At 64.4% G+C, this 18,813-nt stretch carries 17 protein-coding genes; 6 read left to right on the top strand and 11 right to left on the bottom strand.

What is annotated here, in order from left to right:
* Positions 1 to 61: 61 nt before the first annotated feature.
* From UP10_RS00630 to UP10_RS00600, 7 genes are all read right to left on the bottom strand, one after another.
* Complete coding sequence (locus UP10_RS00630; RefSeq protein ID WP_044585516.1) at positions 62 to 1,312, bottom strand: ABC transporter substrate-binding protein; 1,251 nt, start codon at positions 1,310 to 1,312, stop codon at positions 62 to 64.
* Between the two features lie 89 nt (positions 1,313 to 1,401).
* Positions 1,402 to 2,883, bottom strand: coding sequence for an ATP-binding cassette domain-containing protein (locus UP10_RS00625; protein WP_044585515.1), 1,482 nt, complete (start codon positions 2,881 to 2,883; stop codon positions 1,402 to 1,404).
* Positions 2,883 to 3,809 carry a branched-chain amino acid ABC transporter permease gene (locus UP10_RS00620; RefSeq protein WP_044585514.1) on the bottom strand — a complete coding sequence of 309 codons (927 nt, stop codon included), beginning with the start codon at positions 3,807 to 3,809 and terminating at the stop codon, positions 2,883 to 2,885. Before UP10_RS00620 ends, UP10_RS00625 begins: the two co-directional genes overlap by 1 nt.
* 1 nt (position 3,810) lies before the next feature.
* Complete coding sequence (locus tag UP10_RS00615) at positions 3,811 to 4,686, bottom strand: branched-chain amino acid ABC transporter permease (protein WP_044585513.1); 876 nt, start codon at positions 4,684 to 4,686, stop codon at positions 3,811 to 3,813.
* A gap of 94 nt (positions 4,687 to 4,780) precedes the next feature.
* Positions 4,781 to 6,004: an ABC transporter substrate-binding protein gene (locus UP10_RS00610; RefSeq protein WP_044585512.1), complete on the bottom strand. Its 1,224-nt coding sequence runs from the start codon at positions 6,002 to 6,004 to the stop codon at positions 4,781 to 4,783.
* Positions 6,005 to 6,544: 540 nt separating this feature from the next.
* Entirely contained in the window at positions 6,545 to 8,134 is a 1,590-nt protein-coding gene (locus tag UP10_RS00605) for an MDR family MFS transporter (RefSeq protein WP_044585511.1), read from the bottom strand.
* Between the two features lie 183 nt (positions 8,135 to 8,317).
* Positions 8,318 to 8,854: a YcgN family cysteine cluster protein gene (locus tag UP10_RS00600; protein ID WP_044585510.1), complete on the bottom strand. Its 537-nt coding sequence runs from the start codon at positions 8,852 to 8,854 to the stop codon at positions 8,318 to 8,320.
* 289 nt (positions 8,855 to 9,143) lie between these two features.
* Between UP10_RS00600 and UP10_RS00595 the strand changes: the two genes are divergently transcribed.
* The 3 genes from UP10_RS00595 to UP10_RS00585 are packed head-to-tail and all read left to right on the top strand — an operon-like array spanning position 9,144 to position 12,644.
* Positions 9,144 to 11,447 (top strand): transglycosylase domain-containing protein, encoded by a 2,304-nt coding sequence (locus tag UP10_RS00595; RefSeq protein ID WP_044585509.1) that lies wholly within the window; start codon positions 9,144 to 9,146, stop codon positions 11,445 to 11,447.
* 1 nt (position 11,448) lies between these two features.
* On the top strand, positions 11,449 to 12,027 hold the full coding sequence (locus tag UP10_RS00590) for a DUF1214 domain-containing protein (protein WP_044537332.1): 579 nt from the start codon (positions 11,449 to 11,451) through the stop codon (positions 12,025 to 12,027).
* Entirely contained in the window at positions 12,024 to 12,644 is a 621-nt protein-coding gene (locus tag UP10_RS00585; RefSeq protein ID WP_044585508.1) for a DUF1254 domain-containing protein, read from the top strand. The genes UP10_RS00590 and UP10_RS00585 overlap by 4 nt, the downstream gene beginning before the upstream one ends.
* Here the strand turns inward: UP10_RS00585 and UP10_RS00580 are convergent.
* Positions 12,641 to 13,483 (bottom strand): MBL fold metallo-hydrolase, encoded by an 843-nt coding sequence (locus UP10_RS00580; protein WP_044585581.1) that lies wholly within the window; start codon positions 13,481 to 13,483, stop codon positions 12,641 to 12,643. The genes UP10_RS00585 and UP10_RS00580 overlap by 4 nt on opposite strands.
* Positions 13,484 to 13,576: 93 nt before the next feature.
* Between UP10_RS00580 and UP10_RS00575 the strand changes: the two genes are divergently transcribed.
* Positions 13,577 to 14,431, top strand: a complete 855-nt coding sequence (locus UP10_RS00575; RefSeq protein WP_044585507.1) for a LysR family transcriptional regulator — start codon at positions 13,577 to 13,579, stop codon at positions 14,429 to 14,431.
* Here UP10_RS00575 and UP10_RS00570 read toward each other — a convergent pair.
* Entirely contained in the window at positions 14,428 to 15,180 is a 753-nt protein-coding gene (locus UP10_RS00570) for a hypothetical protein (RefSeq protein WP_044585506.1), read from the bottom strand. The two genes, UP10_RS00575 and UP10_RS00570, sit on opposite strands and share 4 nt — an antisense overlap.
* Positions 15,180 to 15,374 (bottom strand): hypothetical protein, encoded by a 195-nt coding sequence (locus UP10_RS00565; protein WP_044585505.1) that lies wholly within the window; start codon positions 15,372 to 15,374, stop codon positions 15,180 to 15,182. The genes UP10_RS00570 and UP10_RS00565 overlap by 1 nt, the downstream gene beginning before the upstream one ends.
* 257 nt (positions 15,375 to 15,631) lie before the next feature.
* On the opposite strand from UP10_RS00565, the gene UP10_RS00560 reads away from it, so the two are divergent.
* Complete coding sequence (locus tag UP10_RS00560) at positions 15,632 to 16,597, top strand: DUF2336 domain-containing protein (RefSeq protein WP_044585504.1); 966 nt, start codon at positions 15,632 to 15,634, stop codon at positions 16,595 to 16,597.
* Positions 16,598 to 16,600: 3 nt separating this feature from the next.
* Here UP10_RS00560 and UP10_RS00555 read toward each other — a convergent pair whose 3' ends face one another.
* Positions 16,601 to 16,945 carry a DUF1491 family protein gene (locus UP10_RS00555; RefSeq protein WP_044585503.1) on the bottom strand — a complete coding sequence of 115 codons (345 nt, stop codon included), beginning with the start codon at positions 16,943 to 16,945 and terminating at the stop codon, positions 16,601 to 16,603.
* 220 nt (positions 16,946 to 17,165) lie between these two features.
* On the opposite strand from UP10_RS00555, the gene UP10_RS00550 reads away from it, so the two are divergent.
* Positions 17,166 to 18,809, top strand: a complete 1,644-nt coding sequence (locus tag UP10_RS00550; RefSeq protein WP_044585502.1) for an ankyrin repeat domain-containing protein — start codon at positions 17,166 to 17,168, stop codon at positions 18,807 to 18,809.
* The last annotated feature ends 4 nt before the right edge of the window (positions 18,810 to 18,813 follow it).

The raw sequence follows: 18,813 nt of genomic DNA, 5'->3' as shown, positions 1-18,813 counted from the left end.
CTCCGCAAGCTGAGAAATGGATTGCTTCGCTTCGCTCGCAATGACGGCCGCGACGTCCTGCTTACTGCGACAGCTTCACAAAATCCGGAAACTTCAGCTTGCCCTCGGCGATCGCCTTCGGCCAGACCGTGATCTGCTTGCCGTTCTGCCACTGGAACACGAGGCCGGTCACGCTGCCGGGGCCGGACTTGATGCCGTGGGTGAACTCGTCGTCCTTGCCGTAGAACTGGATCTTGCCGATCGTGCCTTCGAAGTCGGTCTTCTCGAGCTCGGCGACCATCTTGTCCGGATCGGTCGAGCCGGCGCGCTGGATCGCTTCCGCGATGATGTAGACCTCGTCATAGGCGGTGTAGCCGGTGTAGGCCGGCGGCGTGCCGAACTTGGCCTTGAAGGCCGCCGCGAACGGCTTGGTCTTCGGCGTCACCGCGACATCGGGCGTCGCCACCGCGAGCGAGGGCACGCCATCGGCCGCGCCGTTGGTGTCGCCCCAGAACGTCGGGCTCAGCGCCTGCGCACTGATGCCGAACATCGGGATCGGCACCTGCTGGTTCTTCCACTGCACCGTCGGCTGCACCCCCACATGCGAGATGCCGGTGACGATCACGTCGGGCTTCTTGCTCTCCATGTTGTTGAAGATCGGCGTGAAGTCGGTGGTATCGGGCGAGAAGCGCACGTGCTCGACCACCTTCAACCCGGCCTTGGGCAGGCAGGCCTCGTAGCCGATGTCGAGCGGCTTGGTCCAGGCCGCGTCCTCGCTCATGATTGCCGCGGTCTTGAAGTGGAGCTGGTCGACCAGCAGGTCCTTGGCGGCGTCGCAGACGATCTGCGCTTGGGCCGCCGAGGTCAAATAGCCGTGGAAGGTGTACTTGTTCTTCTCATAGTCGTTGTGGATCGCCTTGGTGATCTCGTTCGAGGCCGCACCGGGCGTGATCAGCGGCATCTTGAGCCGCGCCGCCCATGGCTCGAGCGCCAGCACCACTTCGCTGATATAGCTCGCGATCACGGCGGACACCTTGTCCTCGCTGACCGCGCGCTGGAACGCGCGCACCGAATCCGCTGACGAAGACTTGTTGTCGTAGCTGACGATCTCGATCTTGCGGCCGTTAATGCCGCCCTTGGCGTTGATCTCGTCGGCCGCGATCTGCGCGCCGCCCGGCGTCGCGGCACCGGCGATCGACTGCACCTCGGCGATGACACCGATCTTGATCGGATCGTTGGACTGCGCATAGGCCGGCGCCGCAAGGCAGAGCGCGAGCGCTGAAGCGAGCGGCAACAGAGCGCCAACACGAGTGGCAGTAGAAATGCGTGACATGATGATCTCCCTTTCTTGGCTTTGTTATTGTCAGCATAGCGTTTTCGAGCGAAGTGCGAAGCGGCGTTTAAGGCGTCAAATAAGAACTCCTACAGGAAGTCAGCGCCGGCCTCCGCGGCGAACCGGCCGGGATCGCCCTCCCAGACGATCCGCGCGTGCTCCAGCACATAGACGCGGTCGGCATGGGGAAGCGCGAAGGTCACGTTCTGTTCGCCGAGCAGTACCGTGATCTTGGTGGTCTGGCGCAATCGCTCCAGCGCCTTTGACAGCAGTTCGAGGATGACGGGCGCCAGTCCCAGCGTCGGCTCGTCCAGGATCAGGATCTGCGGCTGCATCATCAGCGCGCGGCCGATTGCCAGCATCTGCTGCTCGCCGCCGGACAGCGTCTGCGCCATCTGGCCCTGGCGCTCTTTGAGGATCGGAAACAGCTCGAACAGCCAGGCGAGTTGCTTGGCCCGCGCCTCGTCGGTCAGATGCTGGCCGCCGAGGTCGAGATTCTCGCGCACCGACATCTCGCCGAACAATTCGCGCGATTCCGGGCACTGCACGAGGCCTGAGCGCGCGATCTTCGCCGGACCGATGCCGCGAAGCTTCTCGCCCCCGCGGATGATATTGCCGGTGTAGGGCAGGAAGCCCGAGATGGTGTTGAACAGCGTGGTCTTGCCGGCGCCGTTGAGGCCGACGATGGAGATGAACTCGCCCTCATGGACGTGGATCGAGACATTCTCGAGCGCCTGCGCCTTGCCGTAATGCACGCTGACATTCTCGACCTGCAACAGCGGCACCTTGTCCTTGAAGCTGGTTTCGGGCCGCGCATGGGTCTCGATCGCGCCGCCGAGATAGACCCGCCGCACGGTCTCATTCTTCATCACGTCTTCGGCCCGGCCGGTCGTGATCTCCTCGCCGAGATACATCGCGAGCACGCGGTCGACCAATGCGGCGACGCTCTTGACGTTGTGGTCGACCAGCATCACCGCGCGTCCCTCGTCGCGGAAGCTGCGGATCAGCGCGGAGAAGCCGCCGACTTCGCCGCTGGTCAAGCCGGCAAACGGCTCGTCGACCAGCACGACCTTGGGATCGCGCGCGATTGCTTTGGCCAATTCCAGCCGCCGCAAATCGGCGAACGGAAGCGTCGGCGGACGGCGGTCCATCACGGCGCCCAGGCCGACGCGATCGGCGATCCACTTGGCGCGTTCGGTCAGCGCCTTGTCGGGAAACAGCATGAACAGGCTGTCAGGCAACAACGCGACCATGATGTTCTCGAGCACGGTCTGCCGGTTCAGCGGCCGCGAGTGCTGGAACACCATGCCAAAACCCTTGCGCGCGATCTTGTGCGCTGGCAGGCCGGCGACGTTCTCGCCCTCGAAGATCACCTCACCTGAGGTCGGGCGCTCGATGCCCATCACGCTCTTCATTGCGGTCGACTTGCCCGATCCGTTCGGCCCGATCAGGCCGAGGATCTCGCCGGGGCGCACCTCGAAGCTCAAGTTCTTCACGGCGGTCAGGCCGCCGAATCTTTTCGTGAGTCCGCGAACCCTGAGAACGGGAGTGGTGGTGACAGTCTGATCCATTACGAGCGCGCCTCGCGTGACAAGGCCGCTCCGAGGAAACCGCCGGGGAAGAACAGCACGACGAGCAGCGCGACGGCCGAGACGATGAAGGTCGCGAGTTCGCCGGTCGGGCGCAGGAATTCACCGGCCACGATCAGGAAGATCGCGCCGAGCGCAGCCCCCAGCACGGTGCGCCGGCCGCCGAGCACCGCTGCGACGATGACGTTCACGCCGACCGCGACGTCGACCACAGTGCCGACAGACGCGGTGCCGAAGTAGAACACCAAGAGCGCGCCTGAGAGCCCGGAGAAGAACGCGCTGACGACGAAGGCCGCGAGCTTGTGCTTGACGATGTTGAAGCCGAGTGCGCCGGCCTGCACCGGGTCCTGCCCACTGGCCTGCAGCACGAGACCGACCGGCGATTGCGACAGGCCGTACAGGATGGCGGCGCTAATGGTCATGAAGCCGAGCGCAATCCAGTAATTCGCGCCGGCGTTGATGGTGATGACATCGGGAATGGTGAGGCCGATCTCGCCGCCGGTGAGATCGGCGAACACCACGATGAAGTTCTGCAGCATCAGCACCGCGACCAGCGTGGTCAGGCCGAAATAAGGGCCCCTCACCCGCAGCGCCGGCAGCGCCAGCACGAAACCCGCGACAACAGAGGCCAGCGCGCCGAGCACGATGCAGAGATACACCGACCAGCCGAATTGGGCGTTGAGGATGCCGGCCGTATAGGCGCCGACCCCGATCAGGAAGGTCGGCCCGAAATTGACCTCGCCGGCGAATCCGAACAGCAGGTCCCAAGCCATCGCGAACACGCCGAAGTAAAAGGCAACGGTCAGAAGCCCCAGGATATAGCCCGAGACGTACAACGGCAGCGTTGCGGCAATGACCACGCAGGCCAGCGAAATGAAGAACAACCGCGACGTGAAGAAATGGGCCATCTCAGCGCCTCCCCAGCAGGCCTTGAGGCCGGATATACATCACGATGACCAGCAGCAGCAGCGCCGGAATGGTGCGGTAGGCCGGCGAGACCAGGTACGCCGTCAAGGTTTCGAGATAGCCGACGACGAAGGCCGCGATCAGCGAGCCGGAGACACTGCCGAGACCGCCGAGCACCACGATCGAGAACGCGCTCGCCGTCAGTGGGCCGACGCTGTAAGAGCTGACGCCCAGGAACATGCCGAGCAGCACGCCGGCGATACCGGCAAGGGTGCCGTAGATCCCCCACACCACGACATAGATGCGGTTGAGCTCGAGCCCGAGCAGCGTGACGCCGCGCGGGTTCATCGAGGCCGCCAGCACCGCCTTGCCGGTGCGGGTGCGGTTCACCAGCAGCCACAGCAGGCCAATGACGAGGCAGCACACGATCGCGGTGAAGATCTCGTTCCGCGGCGTGCGAACGCCCACGATATTGATGACGCCTTCGACGATCGGCAGCACCGTCTTGGCATTGTTGGTGAAGAAATAGGCGATCAGTTCCTGGATCATGATCCCCCACAGCAAGGTGCCGGTGAGAACGAAGATTTCCTTCTCCTCGTTGGGGATCCGCCGCGAATTCTGGATCGGCTTCACGACCGCGAAATAGGTCGCGAATGCCATGATCAGCGCGACGGCGACGCCGACCAGCGCGCCGGAATAGGTGTCGAGATGCAGCACGCTGGCTGCGGCCCAGGCCGCGACCGCTGCGGCCACCATGATGGCACCGTGGGAGAGATTGAGGACACCGGAGACACCGAAGATCAGGGTGAAGCCGGTGGCGCCGAGGGCGTAGAGCGCGCTGATGGCGAAGCCATCGATCAGGATTTGTAACGCAAGCATGTATGACTGGCCGCGGCAGCAGGGCTGCCTGTTGGGGAGGACATCGCAGTGAAGAAAAATGCTCCCGGGAGAAGCCCGGGAGCATTTTCGTCAGCTAGTTCGAGGTGACCTTGACGAAGGCGGGGAACTTGAGCTCGCTCTTGGCGACCTCCTTGGGCCAGACCGCGACCTGCTTGCCACCCTGCCACTGCAGCATCAGCCCGGTGATCAGGCCCTTGCCGTACTTGATCGAATGGGTGAATGGATCGTCCTTGCCGTAGAACTGGATGCGCCCGATGGTGCCTTCCCAATCGGTCTTCTCCAGCGCGTCGACCAGCTTGTCGGCGTCGACAGAGCCGGCACGCTTCACCGCATCGGCGATGTAATAGACCTCGTCATAGGAGGTATAGCCGGCATAAGACGGATAGTTGCCGTAGCGCTTCTTGAAGTCTTCGGCGAACGGCACCGACTTCGGCGTCACCGCGACGTTCGGACCCGACACGCCCTGATAGAGCACGCCTTCCGCTGCGTCGTTGGTGTCCTTGCCGAAGGTCTCGTTGGTCGCCTGCGAGGAGATGCCGAACATCGGGATCGGCACCTGCTGGTTCTTCCACTGCACCGTCGGCTGCACGCCGACATGCGAAATGCCGGTGATGATGACGTCAGGCTTGGTGCCCTCGATCTTGTTGAAGATCGGCGTGAAGTCGGTGGTATCGGGCGAGAAGCGGATGTGATCGAGCATCATGAGGCCGATCTTGGGCAGGCACTCCTCGTAGCCGACGTCGAGCGGCTTGGTCCAGGCGGCGTCCTCGCTCATGACGACCGCTGACGTCATGTGCTTCTGATCGACCAGCAGGTCTTTGGCGGCGTCGCAGACCGACAGCGCCAGTGCTGCCGAGGTCAGATAGCCGTGGAAGGTGTACTTGTTCTTGTCATAGTCGGCGTGGACGCTCTTGCTGATCTCGTTGGAGGCAGCACCCGGTGTGACAAACGGCGTCTTCAGCCGCGAGGCCCAGGGCTCGAGCGCCAGCACCACCTCGCTGATGTAGCTTGCGATGACGATGTTGACCTTGTCTTCGTTGACCGCGCGCTGAAACGCGCGCACCGAATCGGCCGAGGACGAGTGATTGTCGTAAGAGACGATCTCGATCTTGCGGCCGTCGATGCCGCCCTTGGCGTTGATCTCGTCGGCGGCCATCTGAGCCGCCTGCGGGATCGACGCACCGGCAATCGCCTGCGCCTCGGCGATCACGCCGATCTTGAGGGTATCAGCGGCCAGCGCTCCGGTCGGAGCTGCCGCGACCAGCCCCAGGGCTGCGACTCCGGCAAGATGCTGCATCGCATGAAAAGGCACGCGGGATGATCTTTTCACTTTGTTTCACTCCTCGTTTGTCGGCTGCTTCGAGCTCTTGCGCGGCGACTATAGCCGCGACAAAACGCGCAGCAAGTGAAACCGCGCGCAGAGCGCCATGCGAGGAGGCAACTAAAGTAGTGGATCGGCGTTCGCGGGATTAACAATTGCACCTGTTATAGGCAGGTGGGCCCGACCCGTCGGGCAATTCAATTTTGCTTCACGCTTCCTTGCCAAAATTCTCAATCACTGAGTTGCCCGACGGCGCAAGCCCTCCCGCGGCACCGGCTTTCCCTGCGCCCTACTCAAGAAGAGGGGCAAACGAAATGCAAGACTCGGACAAATCATGTCGCGAGAATGCGAAAGCATCAGTCACAGGCGGCGCAACAAAATTCGCCGTCGTCCCGGCGAAGGCCGGGAGCCATTGCCCTGAATGAGTATTGTTGCGCGATGCTGGGGCCGCAATCCCGTTCACAACAACTGCTGCGGAGTATGGGTCCCGGCCTTCGCCGGGACGACAGCAGTACCCTACTCCGCCATCTCCACCTGCGCCGTAACGGAGGGACCAGCCAGTGGCCGCTCCTCCATCGCGATCAGGCAGAGTGCTGCGGTGGTCATCAGCGCGGTGGCGGCGCCGAAGACGTAGCGGAATGCGTGCCGCATGTCGTCGGCTGGGATCATGGGGACTGCACCGGCGCCGTGATGCTCGCCGGCGAGCGGAACGTCGACGCCCAGCGCGATCAGCAGTATCGCCGCGAACGCTGCGACGGTGAACGAGGACATCAGCGAGCGGAAGAAATTCATCGCGCCGGTGATGGTGCCGACCTGCGGCCGGGCAACCGAATTCTGCAGCGAAACCACGCAGACCGGGAAGGTCGTGCCGAGCCCGAGTGCGAACGCGGCCATCAGTGTCAGCAGGCCCCACAGCGGCAGCGTGGTGAGCGTGAGACCCAGCGCACACAACGCGGCCCAGGACGTGCCGATGATGGCGACGCGCTTGTAGTGCTTGGCGCGCGCCATGGTGCGGCCGGCAATCGCCGCGCCGCAGGTCGAGACCGCCGCGAGCGGGATCAATGCCAGCCCCGCCTCGCTGGCGCTGAGGTGATAGACCGACTCGTAATAAAGCGGGAGCTGCACGGTGAGGCCGGTGATCGCACCGAGCCCGCAGCCGCCAGCCGTCAGCGCGAACGGCGCAACCGATCCCGTCAGCAGCTTCAGCGGCAGGAACGGCTCATCGGCGCGGCGCGCGTGCCAAACGAAAGTGACCGCGAGTACGACAGCCGCGCCAATCATCGACAGCACGGTCGGCGACAGCCAGGGATAGCGCGAGCCGCCCCAGGTCAGCACCAGCATGAACACGACGGCGGAGGCCATCAGCAGCACGCCGCCGAGCCAGTCGACATTGCGCTTGCAGTGGAACACCGGGATCTTCTTCATCTTCGGCAGCAGCAGCGCAAGCGCCGCGGCCGTGAGCGGCAGGTTGATCCAGAAGATCATCGACCAATGCAGATGCTCGGCGAACACGCCACCGATCACCGGCCCGAGGATACCGCCGGCCATCCAGACGCTGGAGAAATAGGCCTGGTAGCGGCCGCGTTCGCGTGGGCTGACTACGTCGGAGATTACGGTCTGGACGACGGGCATGATGCCGCCGCCGCCAAGCCCCTGCAGGCCGCGGGCCAGGATCAGCATGGTCATGCTGGGCGCGATCGCGCACAGCACCGAGCCGACCACGAACAGGCTGAGCGAGGTGATGATCATGACACGGCGGCCATAGATGTCGCTCAGCGTGCCGAACACCGGCGCCACGGCGGTGGACGCCAGGAGATAGGCCGTGATCACCCAGGAGAGGTTGGTGACGTCGTGGAACTGGCGGCCGATGGTCGGCAGCGCGGTTGCGACGATGGTCTGGTCGAGCGCCGCCAGGAACATCGTCAGCATCAGGCTGATCACGATGGTGCGGACTTCGTCGTGATTGAGCGACACCGGCGGCGCGATCGACGGCGCATCGCCGACTTCGATCACCTCGCTCGGCAGACGGTTCAACTCGTCGGCAATGTCGTCAGGCAATGTCTGTTGGTCGGCAGGAAAACGGCTCTGCCGTTCATACTTGTTCATTTGAGGCGAAATGCTGCTGCGCGGGCTGATCCCGCGATGGAATCATTCTCTGTTTTGCAATTTAGACAGCAACACGATGCTGAGGCAGGCCCCTCGGCGCATGGGTGCATCCCACCGGGATATTCTCGCGATGACGTGATCGAGACAGGCGCCAAGAAAGCCGCGACAACAGGCCTTTCGGCGTCACGTCCCGGAGATCTTCTTGGTCACCTTGGGCCGCTTCTTCAGCTGTGCCTGCTTTGGCAGCAGCGCCGGCCAGCGCACGATGTGATCCTCGAGATCGGCATCGTTGACGTCGAGCTCGGTGCCCTGCACCCGGCCGCGCACCGACACCCCGGCTTCATGAACGGTGTTGGGGTCGCCGGAGATCAGGGGGTGCCACCAATAGAGGTCCCGCCCCTCGGCCACCAGGCGATAGCCACAGCTCGGCGGCAGCCAGTTCAGGGTGCGGACGTTCTCGGGCGTCAGGCGGACGCAATCCGGAACCTTGTCGGAGCGGTTCGGATAGTCCTTGCAGGCGCACAGGCCGGAATCGAGCAGTTTGCAGGAAATATGGGTGAAGTAGATCTTGCCGGTGTCCTCGTCCTCGAGCTTCTCTAGGCAGCAGCGTGCGCAGCCGTCACACAGGCTCTCCCATTCGGCGCTGGACATCTCCTCCAACGTCTTGGTTTTCCAGAAGAAACCCTCCTGGTCCGACGGGCGCTTGGGCGGTACGGTCATGATTCCCTTAAAAACAACGATGTGGTTCTTCTTGGGATGCCGTGGGAGGCCGCGCAAGGGGATGGTTTTGCGGGGCCGAAAAAGGCCGTGGGCGAAATTAGTCCTTTCATTAAATTCACAAGCCGCGCCATTGGTTTATGGCTGCCGCTCGGATAGAACAGCGACCCGAGTCCCCCATGACGCAAAAGCGCCTTGGGTTTGCTGCAACATCCGAGCAAGGCGCTGGCTGGTGCCCGTTAGGGCGCCTGCAGCACTGTCGAACTGATCAAGGGCCCAGGTAAGTCCCCAAGTGCGCCAGATCCTACCGCCGCATTGGACGCAGAAGGTCCGGAACTTCTTTCTGGACCTCGATGCGCGTATCGACTCGACGCTGTTCTCGTCGGGCAAGGGCCTGCGCGAGCTCTACGAGCGCTATTCCACCTTCATGGACCGCTTCTATGTCGGCCGCTGGATGCGCTGGGTTTTCATCGAGCCGCTGTCGGAAGCCGCCACCATCGGGCTCGGCGGCATGATCCTGATGCTGACGCTCGCGATCCCCGCCTTCCGCGAGACCGCCGACGAAGACTGGCTGAAGAAGTCCGATCTCGCGGTGACTTTCCTCGACCGTTACGGCACCCCGATCGGCAGCCGCGGCATCAAGCATAATGACTCGATCCCGCTGGAGGACTTTCCGGACAATCTGATCAAGGCGACGCTCGCGACCGAAGACCGCCGCTTCTACGACCATTTCGGCATCGACTTTCCCGGCCTGGCGCGCGCGCTCGTCACCAATGCGCAGGCCGGCGGCGTCCGCCAGGGTGGTTCGTCGATCACCCAGCAGCTCGCCAAGAACCTGTTCCTCAACAACGAGCGCACCATCGAACGCAAGGTGAAGGAAGCCTTCCTCGCGATCTGGCTGGAGACGCGCCTCACCAAGAACGAGATCCTCAAGCTCTATCTCGACCGCGCCTATATGGGCGGCGGCACCTTCGGCGTCGACGGCGCGGCGCATTTCTACTTCAACAAGTCGGTCCGCGACGTGAACCTCTCCGAGGCCGCGATGCTCGCCGGCCTGTTCAAGGCGCCGACCAAATACGCCCCGCACATCAACCTGCCCGCCGCACGCGCCCGCGCCAACGTCGTGCTCGACAATCTGGTCGATGCCGGCTTCATGACCGAGGGCCAGGTGTTCGGCGCCCGCCGCAATCCCGCAGTCGCGGTCGACCGGCGCGACGAGAACTCGCCGAACTACTATCTCGATTATGCCTTCGACGAGATGCGCAAGCTCGTCGACACCTTCCCGAAATCCTATAACGAGCGCGTCTTCGTGGTCCGCACCTCGATCGACATGAACGTGCAGCACGCCGCCGAGGACGCCATCGAGAACCAGCTCCGCCAGTTCGGGCGCGATTATCACGCGACCCAGGCGGCGACCGTGGTGTCCGATCTCGACGGCGGCATCCGCGCCATGGTCGGCGGACGCGACTATGGCGCAAGCCAGTTCAACCGCGCCGTCGACGCCTATCGCCAGCCCGGCTCGTCGTTCAAGCCCTACGTCTACACCACGGCGCTGCTGAACGGCTTCACGCCGACGTCGAAGATCGTCGATGGTCCAATCTGTATCGGCAATTGGTGCCCGCAGAACTATGGCCACTCGTATTCCGGCTTGATTACACTGACGCAGGCGATCACGAACTCGATCAATGTCATCCCGGTGAAGCTGTCGATCGCCATCGGCCAAAGGGAACAGCCGAAGGCACCCAATCCGGCGAAGATCGGCCGTGCCAAGATCGTCGAGGTCGCGCGCCGCTTCGGCCTCACCGCGCCGCTGCCCGATACGCCGTCGATGCCGATCGGCTCCGACGAAGTCACCGTGATCGAACACGCGGTGGCGTATGCGACGTTCCCGAACAGGGGCAAGGCGGTGACGCCGCATGCAGTGCTCGAAGTGCGCACCGGCGCCGGCGATCTGGTCTGGCGCTGGGACCGCGACGGCCCCAAGCCGCGGCAAGCCATTCCGGCGAATATCGCGGCCGACATGGCGGGCATGATGAGCCACGTGGTGAGCGAAGGCACTGCGCGCCGCGCCGCGCTCGACGGTATTCCGACCGCGGGCAAGACCGGTACCACCAATGCCTACCGCGACGCATGGTTCGTCGGCTACACCGGCAACTTCACTTGCGCTGTCTGGTACGGCAATGATGACTATTCGCCGACCAACCGCATGACCGGCGGCTCATTGCCGGCGCAGACCTGGCACGACATCATGATCACCGCGCATCAGGGCGTGGAGGTCAAGGAGTTGTCAGGTGTCGGCATGGGCCAGAAGCTACCGCAGGCCAATGTCGTGGCGAATACTGCGCCAAGGGTGCTGGAGACCAAACCTGGTCCGCCGCCGGTGCTGACCAAGCGCGGCGCTGACATCCTGGTGCGGGTCGAAAAGCTGCTCGACGACGCCGCCAAGACGAATGAAAAGACCACCGGCAAGGCCACGCTGAACGAACCGGCCAAGACCGGCAAGCCGGAATCCTCGAGCGCGTTGGCCTTCCCAGAAAACTATGTTGCCGCGGCCGGCCCCAACGGCACGACAGCTTCCGTGCCACGCAAGAACTGACGTGCGGCTGATCCTCACCACCTTGATGGCGCTTGTTATCGCCACCGCAGTCGGGCTGGGCCTGACCTACGCGACGGCGACGCGCGGCACCGATCTCGGCACGTTGAAGATCGGCGCATGGACCGCGCGGCCGAAGAACGGCACCTCCGACGTCGACCCGTATTCGCGCGCAACGATCGCCCGCAGCGGCGAGCTGCCGATCGGCACCGGCGACGGCATCGCATTCTCGGCGACCACCGATGAGAAGAACAAGCCGCTCGACGGCCGCTGCGACGTCGTCGTCAGCGGCGTGACGCCGGCGGCGCGGTTCTGGACGCTGACGCTGTTCGACCGCAAGGGCCATCTGGTCGCGAACGCGCTGCAGCGCTACGGCTTCACCAGCCAGGAGATCATCCGCGCCTCCGACGGCACCTTCGAGATCCACATCGCCTCGCGCTCGCGCGCCGGCAACTGGTTGCCGACCGGTGGCATCGAGCGCTACGCGCTGATGCTGCGGCTCTACGACACGCCGGTCGGGGTTGCGACCCGCACCCAGCGTGATGCGCCGATGCCCGCGATATCGACGGTGGGCTGCCCATGATCCGCATCGTGTTCACGATCCTGGCGGGCGTGCTGCTTGGTGGCGTGGTGCATCTGGTCAGCGTGCTGGCACTGCCGCGGATCGCCTCGCAGGACGCCTATTCGCGGCTGACGCCGATGACCAAACTCAACGAGGTGACGCAGCTGCCGCTGGCCGATCCGAGCAATTCGCCGATGCCGCTGATGGACCCGGCGTTCGCGGTGGCGATCTGCCGCTACGATCTGTCGACCGGACCGATCAAGCTGACCGTGCCGGTGAGCCAGGCCTATACCTCGGTGTCGTTCTACACCCGCAACGAGGTGGCCTATTACGCCATCAACGACCGCTCCGCCGGCAAGAAGGTGATCGAGCTCGACCTGATGACGGAAGCGCAGCACGACGAGTTGCCGGAAGACGAGGACGTTACCGCCGCCGACCGGCTGATCATCGACTCGCCGACCGCCACCGGACTGATCCTGCTGAAGGCGCTGGCGGCGGAACCCGGCCTGATGCCGCAGGCGCAGGCCTCGCTCGCGGCCTCGCGCTGCAAGGTGCAGGCCGAGCCTGTGGCGGCCAAGCAGGAGCCGCCGCCCCAACCGGCCCCGGCGCCACCGCCGCCTCCGGCGCGCAAGCGCTAGGCGGCGGCCGCCGCGTGACGTCCGCAGCGGCAATTTTCATAATCGACGGGATCATGGCTGTTGACGATCGTGACGGTGTCGCCATGCGCCGCCTTCAACGCCCGCAGCCGCTCCTGGTTCTGGACACGGGTCGCGCGATCCATATCAGCGCGGCGCTGGAAGATGCCGAGCACGAACGGGATCCGCGGCTTTGCCGCGATCTGCGCATGATAGAAATAGGCATCGCCGGCATGCAGCAGCCATTTGCCCTTGTCGCGCACCGCGATCCCGCAATGGCCGAGCGTATGCCCCGGCAGCGGGATCATCAGGATGTCGCTTTCGCGGTCGCCGAGCGCACGCACGCCCTGGAAGCCGAACCAGTTCTCGCCGCCTTGGCCATAGAACGCCCAGTCCGGCCCGTGCTGCCACTGCGCCGTGATGTAGCGGCCGTCCGGCGGCGCAATCTGATGCGTGACCGCCATGTCGTATTCCTTGCGCTGGACGTGGACCTTGGCCTTCGGAAAGTCCGGCACGCCGCCCGCATGATCCCGATCGAGATGCGTCAGCAGCAAATGACGCACGTCGTTCGGAGAAAAACCGAGCGCCTTGACCTGCTGGACCGCGGTCTCGGCCGGATCAAGCCGCGGCGTGGTCTGGCGCACCCATTTGCGCCCCAGCCGCGGCGGATCGGCGATATCGCCGAGGCCGATGCCGGTATCGACGAGCACGAGGCCGTCATTGCTCTCGACCAGCAGGCAATGACAGACCATCCGTGCTCGCCGGAAGATACTGCCGGTCCCGTTCACGAGCCGCTGTCCGATCGGGCACATCGTGCCGGTGTTGAGATGGTGGATGCGCATGACAAAGCCTTCTGCTGAGATCAGCGCTTGGCTTGCCATCCGCCGTATCATAGGTAAAATATTGTCTAACTATCTCCTCGATAGGATAGGCCTATGGATATCCGCGAACTCCGCTATTTCGCGGCGGTGTACAGGGAGCGTAACCTGACCGCCGCAGCCAAGCGCTGCTTCATCTCGCAGCCGTCAATCTCGGCTGCGATCACCCATCTCGAAGCCGAGCTCGGCACCACGCTGTTCATCCGCCACAAGAAGGGCATGGCGCCGACCGAATCCGCCGAACAGTTCCACAGCGTCGCACGCCGCATCATCGACGAGGCGGACGCCGCCCGGAACCTGTTCCGCAAACCCACAACCCAATGCGCGCTGACGCTCGGCCTGATGCGCACGCTCGATCAGGCACGAACGATCGCACTGCTGAAGCCGCTGACCGCCAAACCCGATCTCGCGCTGCGGCTGGTCGGGGCCAACGAGAAGGCCGATGCGCGGATCGTCTCGAAGACCATCGTCGGCGCCGGCGAGCATTTCATCCCGCTGTGGACCGAGCGTTACGTGGCGGCGCTGCCGCCGGCACATCCGCTCACGCTCAAGGACAAGCTGCGGACCTCCGACTTCGCCGGCGTGCCGATGATCGATCGCTGCCACTGCGAGCAGCAGGAGTTCTTCCGGCGCGCCGCGCCGCCGCGCAAGCCGGTGGCGATCGCGGAATCGGAGGAGTGGGCGATGGCGCTGGTTGCGGCCGGAGTCGGAGTGGCGATCGTCCCCGAAGGCGTGGCGCGCGGCAATCCCGATGTCGTGGTGCGCGCGATCGAGATCGATGTGACGCGCCAGGTCGGCCTCGCCTATCCCTCGGCCCGCCCGCCCTCCGACGCGCTCAAGGAGTTCATCGCGAGCCTGCCGCAGCAGCAGGCGAAAGTGAGACCAGCGGCGTTGAAAGCGAAGCGAGCCTAGCCCTTCGACACCACCGCGCGGCCTGCGACGGGCGCAGCGGCAACTGGCGGATTGGCCGTAAGCCGGGCGAGTTCGCCGATCTGGCGGTCAGCATCCGCCGCCATGCTGTCCGGCGCCTGGATCACCAGCCGCTCCAGCGCCCAGCGATAGGACGAGATCCGCCGCTCCAGGCTTTCCTGGACCCACTGCACGATCAGCGTGTTCTCTTCCATGCGCGCGGTCGCATCAGTGCGCTCGCGCGGCGACAGGTCCGAGATCATGGTGAGGCTGGCATTGCGCTTGCGGTCGAGTTCGATCACCCGGATCGCCGTGGCGAAGAACGGCTCGAAGCGGGTGATGTCGTCGCGGACGTGATCGATCAGGAGCGAGTAACGCGAGGCAAACGAGCGATGCGGCTCGTCGATCAGGTTGCGGCCATAGGCCGTGCGGTCGAACACCACCTTCTGGCGCCACGGCGACGGCAGCGTCTGGTAATCGCCGAACACACTCTTCCATGCCGGGCGCGACAGCGGCGGCTCGATGAACTGGTAGGCGAGATCGCGCAGCTGGCGTTCATTGTCGGTGAGCTGGAACTGCGAGGCCTTCATGCCGACGCTGCCGGTCGCCTCGGCGCCGAGCCAGCGATGCATATCGTCGTTGCGAAGATCGCTACGGGTGCGGCCGAAATCGCCACCGCTGCAGCCGCCAAGCGCGGCGCCTGCCAACAGCAGTATCAGCGCCGGGAATGGCCGCCGATCAGTGATCCGCATCAGGAGCGCCGGCGGCGACGGCGTCCGGGTGCTGTCCCCTCTTCCGGTCCGCGACCACCGCCGGTTTCCTCAGTGGTGCGCTCGATCCGGACGACGGGAAGGATCAGCACGGTCGCCATGCTTTCGCCGGCGACCTCCATCATGCTCGGCCGCCGCGTAGCCGCATCCGCCGGAAATTCAATGATGGTGCCCATGTTCCGTTCTCTCTGGCGCACGGGACATGATTTGCCCTGCGACGGCCTGAGTTAAGAACGCGTATGGTTAATGACATCTTAAACCGCTGACACGGGCGGTTACGGATGTGGCGCTGTGCCCTATTTGACACGCGCAAATTGCAGCGTTCGCCTTCACGGCTTATTTTCCTTAACCAGCTCTTAAAGCAGCCTGCGTAGGCTCGCTTCCACAAGGTTTTCAAACTCGAATCCATATCCAAGTCGCGTACACGCCTCAGATGAGCGCTGCTCCACCATTTCCAGGTCTCGATGGGTTGTTGACGCTCTCGCGCCGCGAGGGCGTCGACATCCGCCCTACGCTGCTGCGCGTGCTGACCGACCTCTATGTGCAGGCAAGCGCCCACTCCGCCGACGAAGAGCGACAATTCGTCGAGCTGACATCCCGCCTGATCGACGAGGTCGATGATGCAACCCGCGCCGCGGTGCGCGCGCGGCTGTCGATCTATCCGGCAACACCGGTCCAAATCCTGGATAAGTTCGGGCTGAGGCGCGCCGATCCGCACCACCCGATGCCGGCGGCCTCACCGATACCTGCTCCCGCGTCTCCTACCCCGTCGGTCAAGATACCAACGGAGGCGGAGCTGCGGATGGCAGCGAGCCTGGCGATGCGGCCGAACGATGCCGCCGAAATCTCCGACATGTTCTTCGCGGCTAGCGCCAGCGAGCGCGCGCAGATTCTGCACAATCTGCAGGAGACGCCGCTGAAGGCCGCCGCACGGATTCCTTCCGCCCGCGCCGCACGCGCAATCCATATCCTGGAGATGGCCGCGTTTGCCGAGGACGTCGAGAACTTCACGCTCGAACTCGGCGATGCGCTGATCCTGCCAACGCGGATCGCAGCACAGGTCGTGGACGATGCCGGCGGCGAACCGCTCGCCTGCGCGATGCGCGCGCTCGAAATGTCCGGCTCCGCATTCCAGCGCATCCTGATGTTTCTCAATCCGGAAGCCGGGGCATCGGTCAACTATGTCTATCGGCTGTCGCGGCTCTACGATCGCCTAAGTGAGCGCTCGGCGCTCGTGATACTGGCGGCATGGCGCGGCTCGACCATGGCGGTGGCGCGCGCCAAATACCGCTCCTCGCTTTACGATGACGAGCGTCAGCGCGTGCGCGCGGCCGCAGCGCAGACGCGCCCGGCGGTGCAACCCGGCAGCGCGCCTGCTATTCGCACCCATAAATCCTAGAAACTAGCTTTTCGCGAGATCGAGAAAATGCCGCCCGGCGCGGTCCTCGGTCTCGACGATCCACGCGTCCGGATCGAAGCGGACTTCCTTGGCCAAGCGTTCGTCGATGGATCGCTCGGGCGCCGGCTGCGGTGCGATCGGTAAAAACAGCCGCTCAGCCGGTCGGCTATCGTCATAGACGGTCTGTGGTGCGGGTGCATAGAGCATCGCGTTGCCGTCCATCAGCGCCACCTTGACGAACACGGCACCGGCCTCCTCCGCGCCCCTCCTGGAGACGGCGCCGAAGACACCTTCAGTCTGGCAGCGGCGCAGATAGGCAGCCACCCAAATGCTCGATTTCAATCGCATGCGCCGATCCTATAGGCCAGCAGCACAGCCCCGTCCAATCGTCGACGGCAACCTCGCCAATTGACCGCCACGTCAGTCACTCGTATCCTTGATGTCGCGGTACAAGCCGCGCCCGGGTCCACGGGAAGGGTCGAACCCACTTGCAGCGACTGAGCGGCTAATCGAGCCTTTGTGCAGCCGGTTTTGTGGACCATCGGCGATCCATGCACGGAGGTTTTCCATGGACCGGTCGCCCGCGCGATTGAATCTCGAACATCTGAAGAAGCAGGCCAAGGAGCTTATTCGCCTTTACCGGCGACAGGCCCCGGAGGCCCTTGCCCGTTTCCGGCATACGCTGCCAGTGGCGGCCGGACGCAGCGACACCGAGATCGCCGCGCTCAATCTTCGGCTCCACGACGCACAGTCCTGCGTGGCGCGCGATCTTGGTTTCGCCTCGTGGCGGGACTTACGCCGCTATGTCGAAGCGCAATCGCCGCCCGGCAAGAGCAAAGCCGATCGCGCGTTGCGATGGCTCCAGGTGGTCTACGCCGGCGACATCGACGGCACTGTCAATCGCGCCAATCCACGGGTTGCCGCGCGGATGCTCGCCAAATATCCCGATCTCGCCGCTGATGATCCCTATCTCGCCTGTGCGATTGGCGACGAAGATGCGGTGCGACGTGCGGCAGCGAGCGATCCCGGTTGGGTCAATCGGCCGGGCGGCCCGCTAAAACTGCCGCCGCTGGTGGCTGTCACGCATTCCAGCCTGCTGCAGGTTCCGGAATTCCGCACGCGCCTGCATCGCTGTGCGCGCCTCCTGCTGCGGGTCGGCGCCGATCCCAATCAATACATCAGCAGCCGCTGGCCGCCGGGCTCACTGGGCGAGCCCGACGATAGCAATCCGCTGTCGGCGCTTTATGGCGCCGCCGGGCGCAACCACGATCTGGAACTGACGAAGCTGCTGCTCGAGGCGGGTGCGGATCCAAACGACAATGAATCTCTGTATCATTCGCTGGAAGCCTCCGTGACCACAGGCGTTCTGCTCGAGCATGGAGCGCGTATCGCGGGCACCAATGCGATGTACAAGGTGCTCGACAGCGAGAACATCGCCGCGCTTGAATTGCTGCTGCGGCACGGCGGCGATCCGAATGAGCCCGCCGGCAACGCGCCGCTGACCGAATGCGGCTCGCCCCTGATGTGGGCGATCCGGCGGCGACTGTCGCGCCGTTGCATCGCGACGTTGCTTGACGCCGGAGCAGATCCCTCCATCACGACGCCCAACGGCCTCACCGCCTACAGGTTCGCGCTGCAATTCGGGCTAACCGACGTCGCCGACCTGCTGCGTCAGCGAACTGGTGCCGAGGCGCTTCCCGACGACGAGCGCTTCGTCGCCGCCTGCGCCAGTGGCAACGAGGCCGAAGCGCGCCGCATCCAGGCCGAACGGCCCGACCTTCCGGGCGCGCTCTCAGCTCAGCAGTTGCGCCTGCTTCCTGAGCTCGCCGCGGCAGGTGATGATGCCGGCGTGCGGCTGATGGTCCGGCTCGGCTGGCCCATCACGGCGCGCGGCGGCGACTGGGATGCATCCGCGCTCAATCATGCCGTGTTTCGTGGCGATGCCGGATTGACGCGATTCCTGCTTGAGCACGGCGCGCAGTGGACCGAGCAGCACGGCTTCGGCGACAACGCATCCGGCAGTCTCTCATGGGCGTCATGCAACGAGCCGATCGACGGCGGAGATTGGGCCGGCTGCGCGCAAGCCCTGCTCCACCACGGTATGCCCCGCGCCATCCCGGATCACGACGATCCGGAATGGATCCTGATCGCGGGGCGCAAGAAGATGTTCTCCGACGACGTCAGAGAGGTGCTGCTCGGCGAGATCGCCTGAGGCC

This window comes from Bradyrhizobium sp. LTSPM299 (assembly GCF_000938235.1).
In the GTDB taxonomy this organism is placed as follows: domain Bacteria; phylum Pseudomonadota; class Alphaproteobacteria; order Rhizobiales; family Xanthobacteraceae; genus Bradyrhizobium.
The sequence above is the reverse complement of the archived record's forward strand: the minus strand, read 5'-3'. Positions and strand labels throughout refer to the sequence as shown.

What these genes read in the sequence shown, in the direction of transcription:
- UP10_RS00630 (WP_044585516.1), bottom strand. Translation starts at nt 1,312, where the DNA reads ATGTCACGCATTTCTACTGCCACTCGTGTTGGCGCTCTGTTGCCGCTC.
- UP10_RS00560 (WP_044585504.1), top strand. Translation starts at nt 15,632, where the DNA reads ATGAGCGCTGCTCCACCATTTCCAGGTCTCGATGGGTTGTTGACGCTC.
- UP10_RS00585 (WP_044585508.1), top strand. Translation starts at nt 12,024, where the DNA reads ATGATCCGCATCGTGTTCACGATCCTGGCGGGCGTGCTGCTTGGTGGC.
- UP10_RS00575 (WP_044585507.1), top strand. Translation starts at nt 13,577, where the DNA reads ATGGATATCCGCGAACTCCGCTATTTCGCGGCGGTGTACAGGGAGCGT.
- UP10_RS00580 (WP_044585581.1), bottom strand. Translation starts at nt 13,483, where the DNA reads ATGCGCATCCACCATCTCAACACCGGCACGATGTGCCCGATCGGACAG.
- UP10_RS00610 (WP_044585512.1), bottom strand. Translation starts at nt 6,004, where the DNA reads ATGCAGCATCTTGCCGGAGTCGCAGCCCTGGGGCTGGTCGCGGCAGCT.
- UP10_RS00600 (WP_044585510.1), bottom strand. Translation starts at nt 8,854, where the DNA reads ATGACCGTACCGCCCAAGCGCCCGTCGGACCAGGAGGGTTTCTTCTGG.
- UP10_RS00550 (WP_044585502.1), top strand. Translation starts at nt 17,166, where the DNA reads ATGGACCGGTCGCCCGCGCGATTGAATCTCGAACATCTGAAGAAGCAG.
- UP10_RS00565 (WP_044585505.1), bottom strand. Translation starts at nt 15,374, where the DNA reads ATGGGCACCATCATTGAATTTCCGGCGGATGCGGCTACGCGGCGGCCG.
- UP10_RS00620 (WP_044585514.1), bottom strand. Translation starts at nt 3,809, where the DNA reads ATGGCCCATTTCTTCACGTCGCGGTTGTTCTTCATTTCGCTGGCCTGC.
- UP10_RS00555 (WP_044585503.1), bottom strand. Translation starts at nt 16,945, where the DNA reads ATGCGATTGAAATCGAGCATTTGGGTGGCTGCCTATCTGCGCCGCTGC.
- UP10_RS00605 (WP_044585511.1), bottom strand. Translation starts at nt 8,134, where the DNA reads ATGAACAAGTATGAACGGCAGAGCCGTTTTCCTGCCGACCAACAGACA.
- UP10_RS00625 (WP_044585515.1), bottom strand. Translation starts at nt 2,883, where the DNA reads ATGGATCAGACTGTCACCACCACTCCCGTTCTCAGGGTTCGCGGACTC.
- UP10_RS00570 (WP_044585506.1), bottom strand. Translation starts at nt 15,180, where the DNA reads ATGCGGATCACTGATCGGCGGCCATTCCCGGCGCTGATACTGCTGTTG.
- UP10_RS00615 (WP_044585513.1), bottom strand. Translation starts at nt 4,686, where the DNA reads ATGCTTGCGTTACAAATCCTGATCGATGGCTTCGCCATCAGCGCGCTC.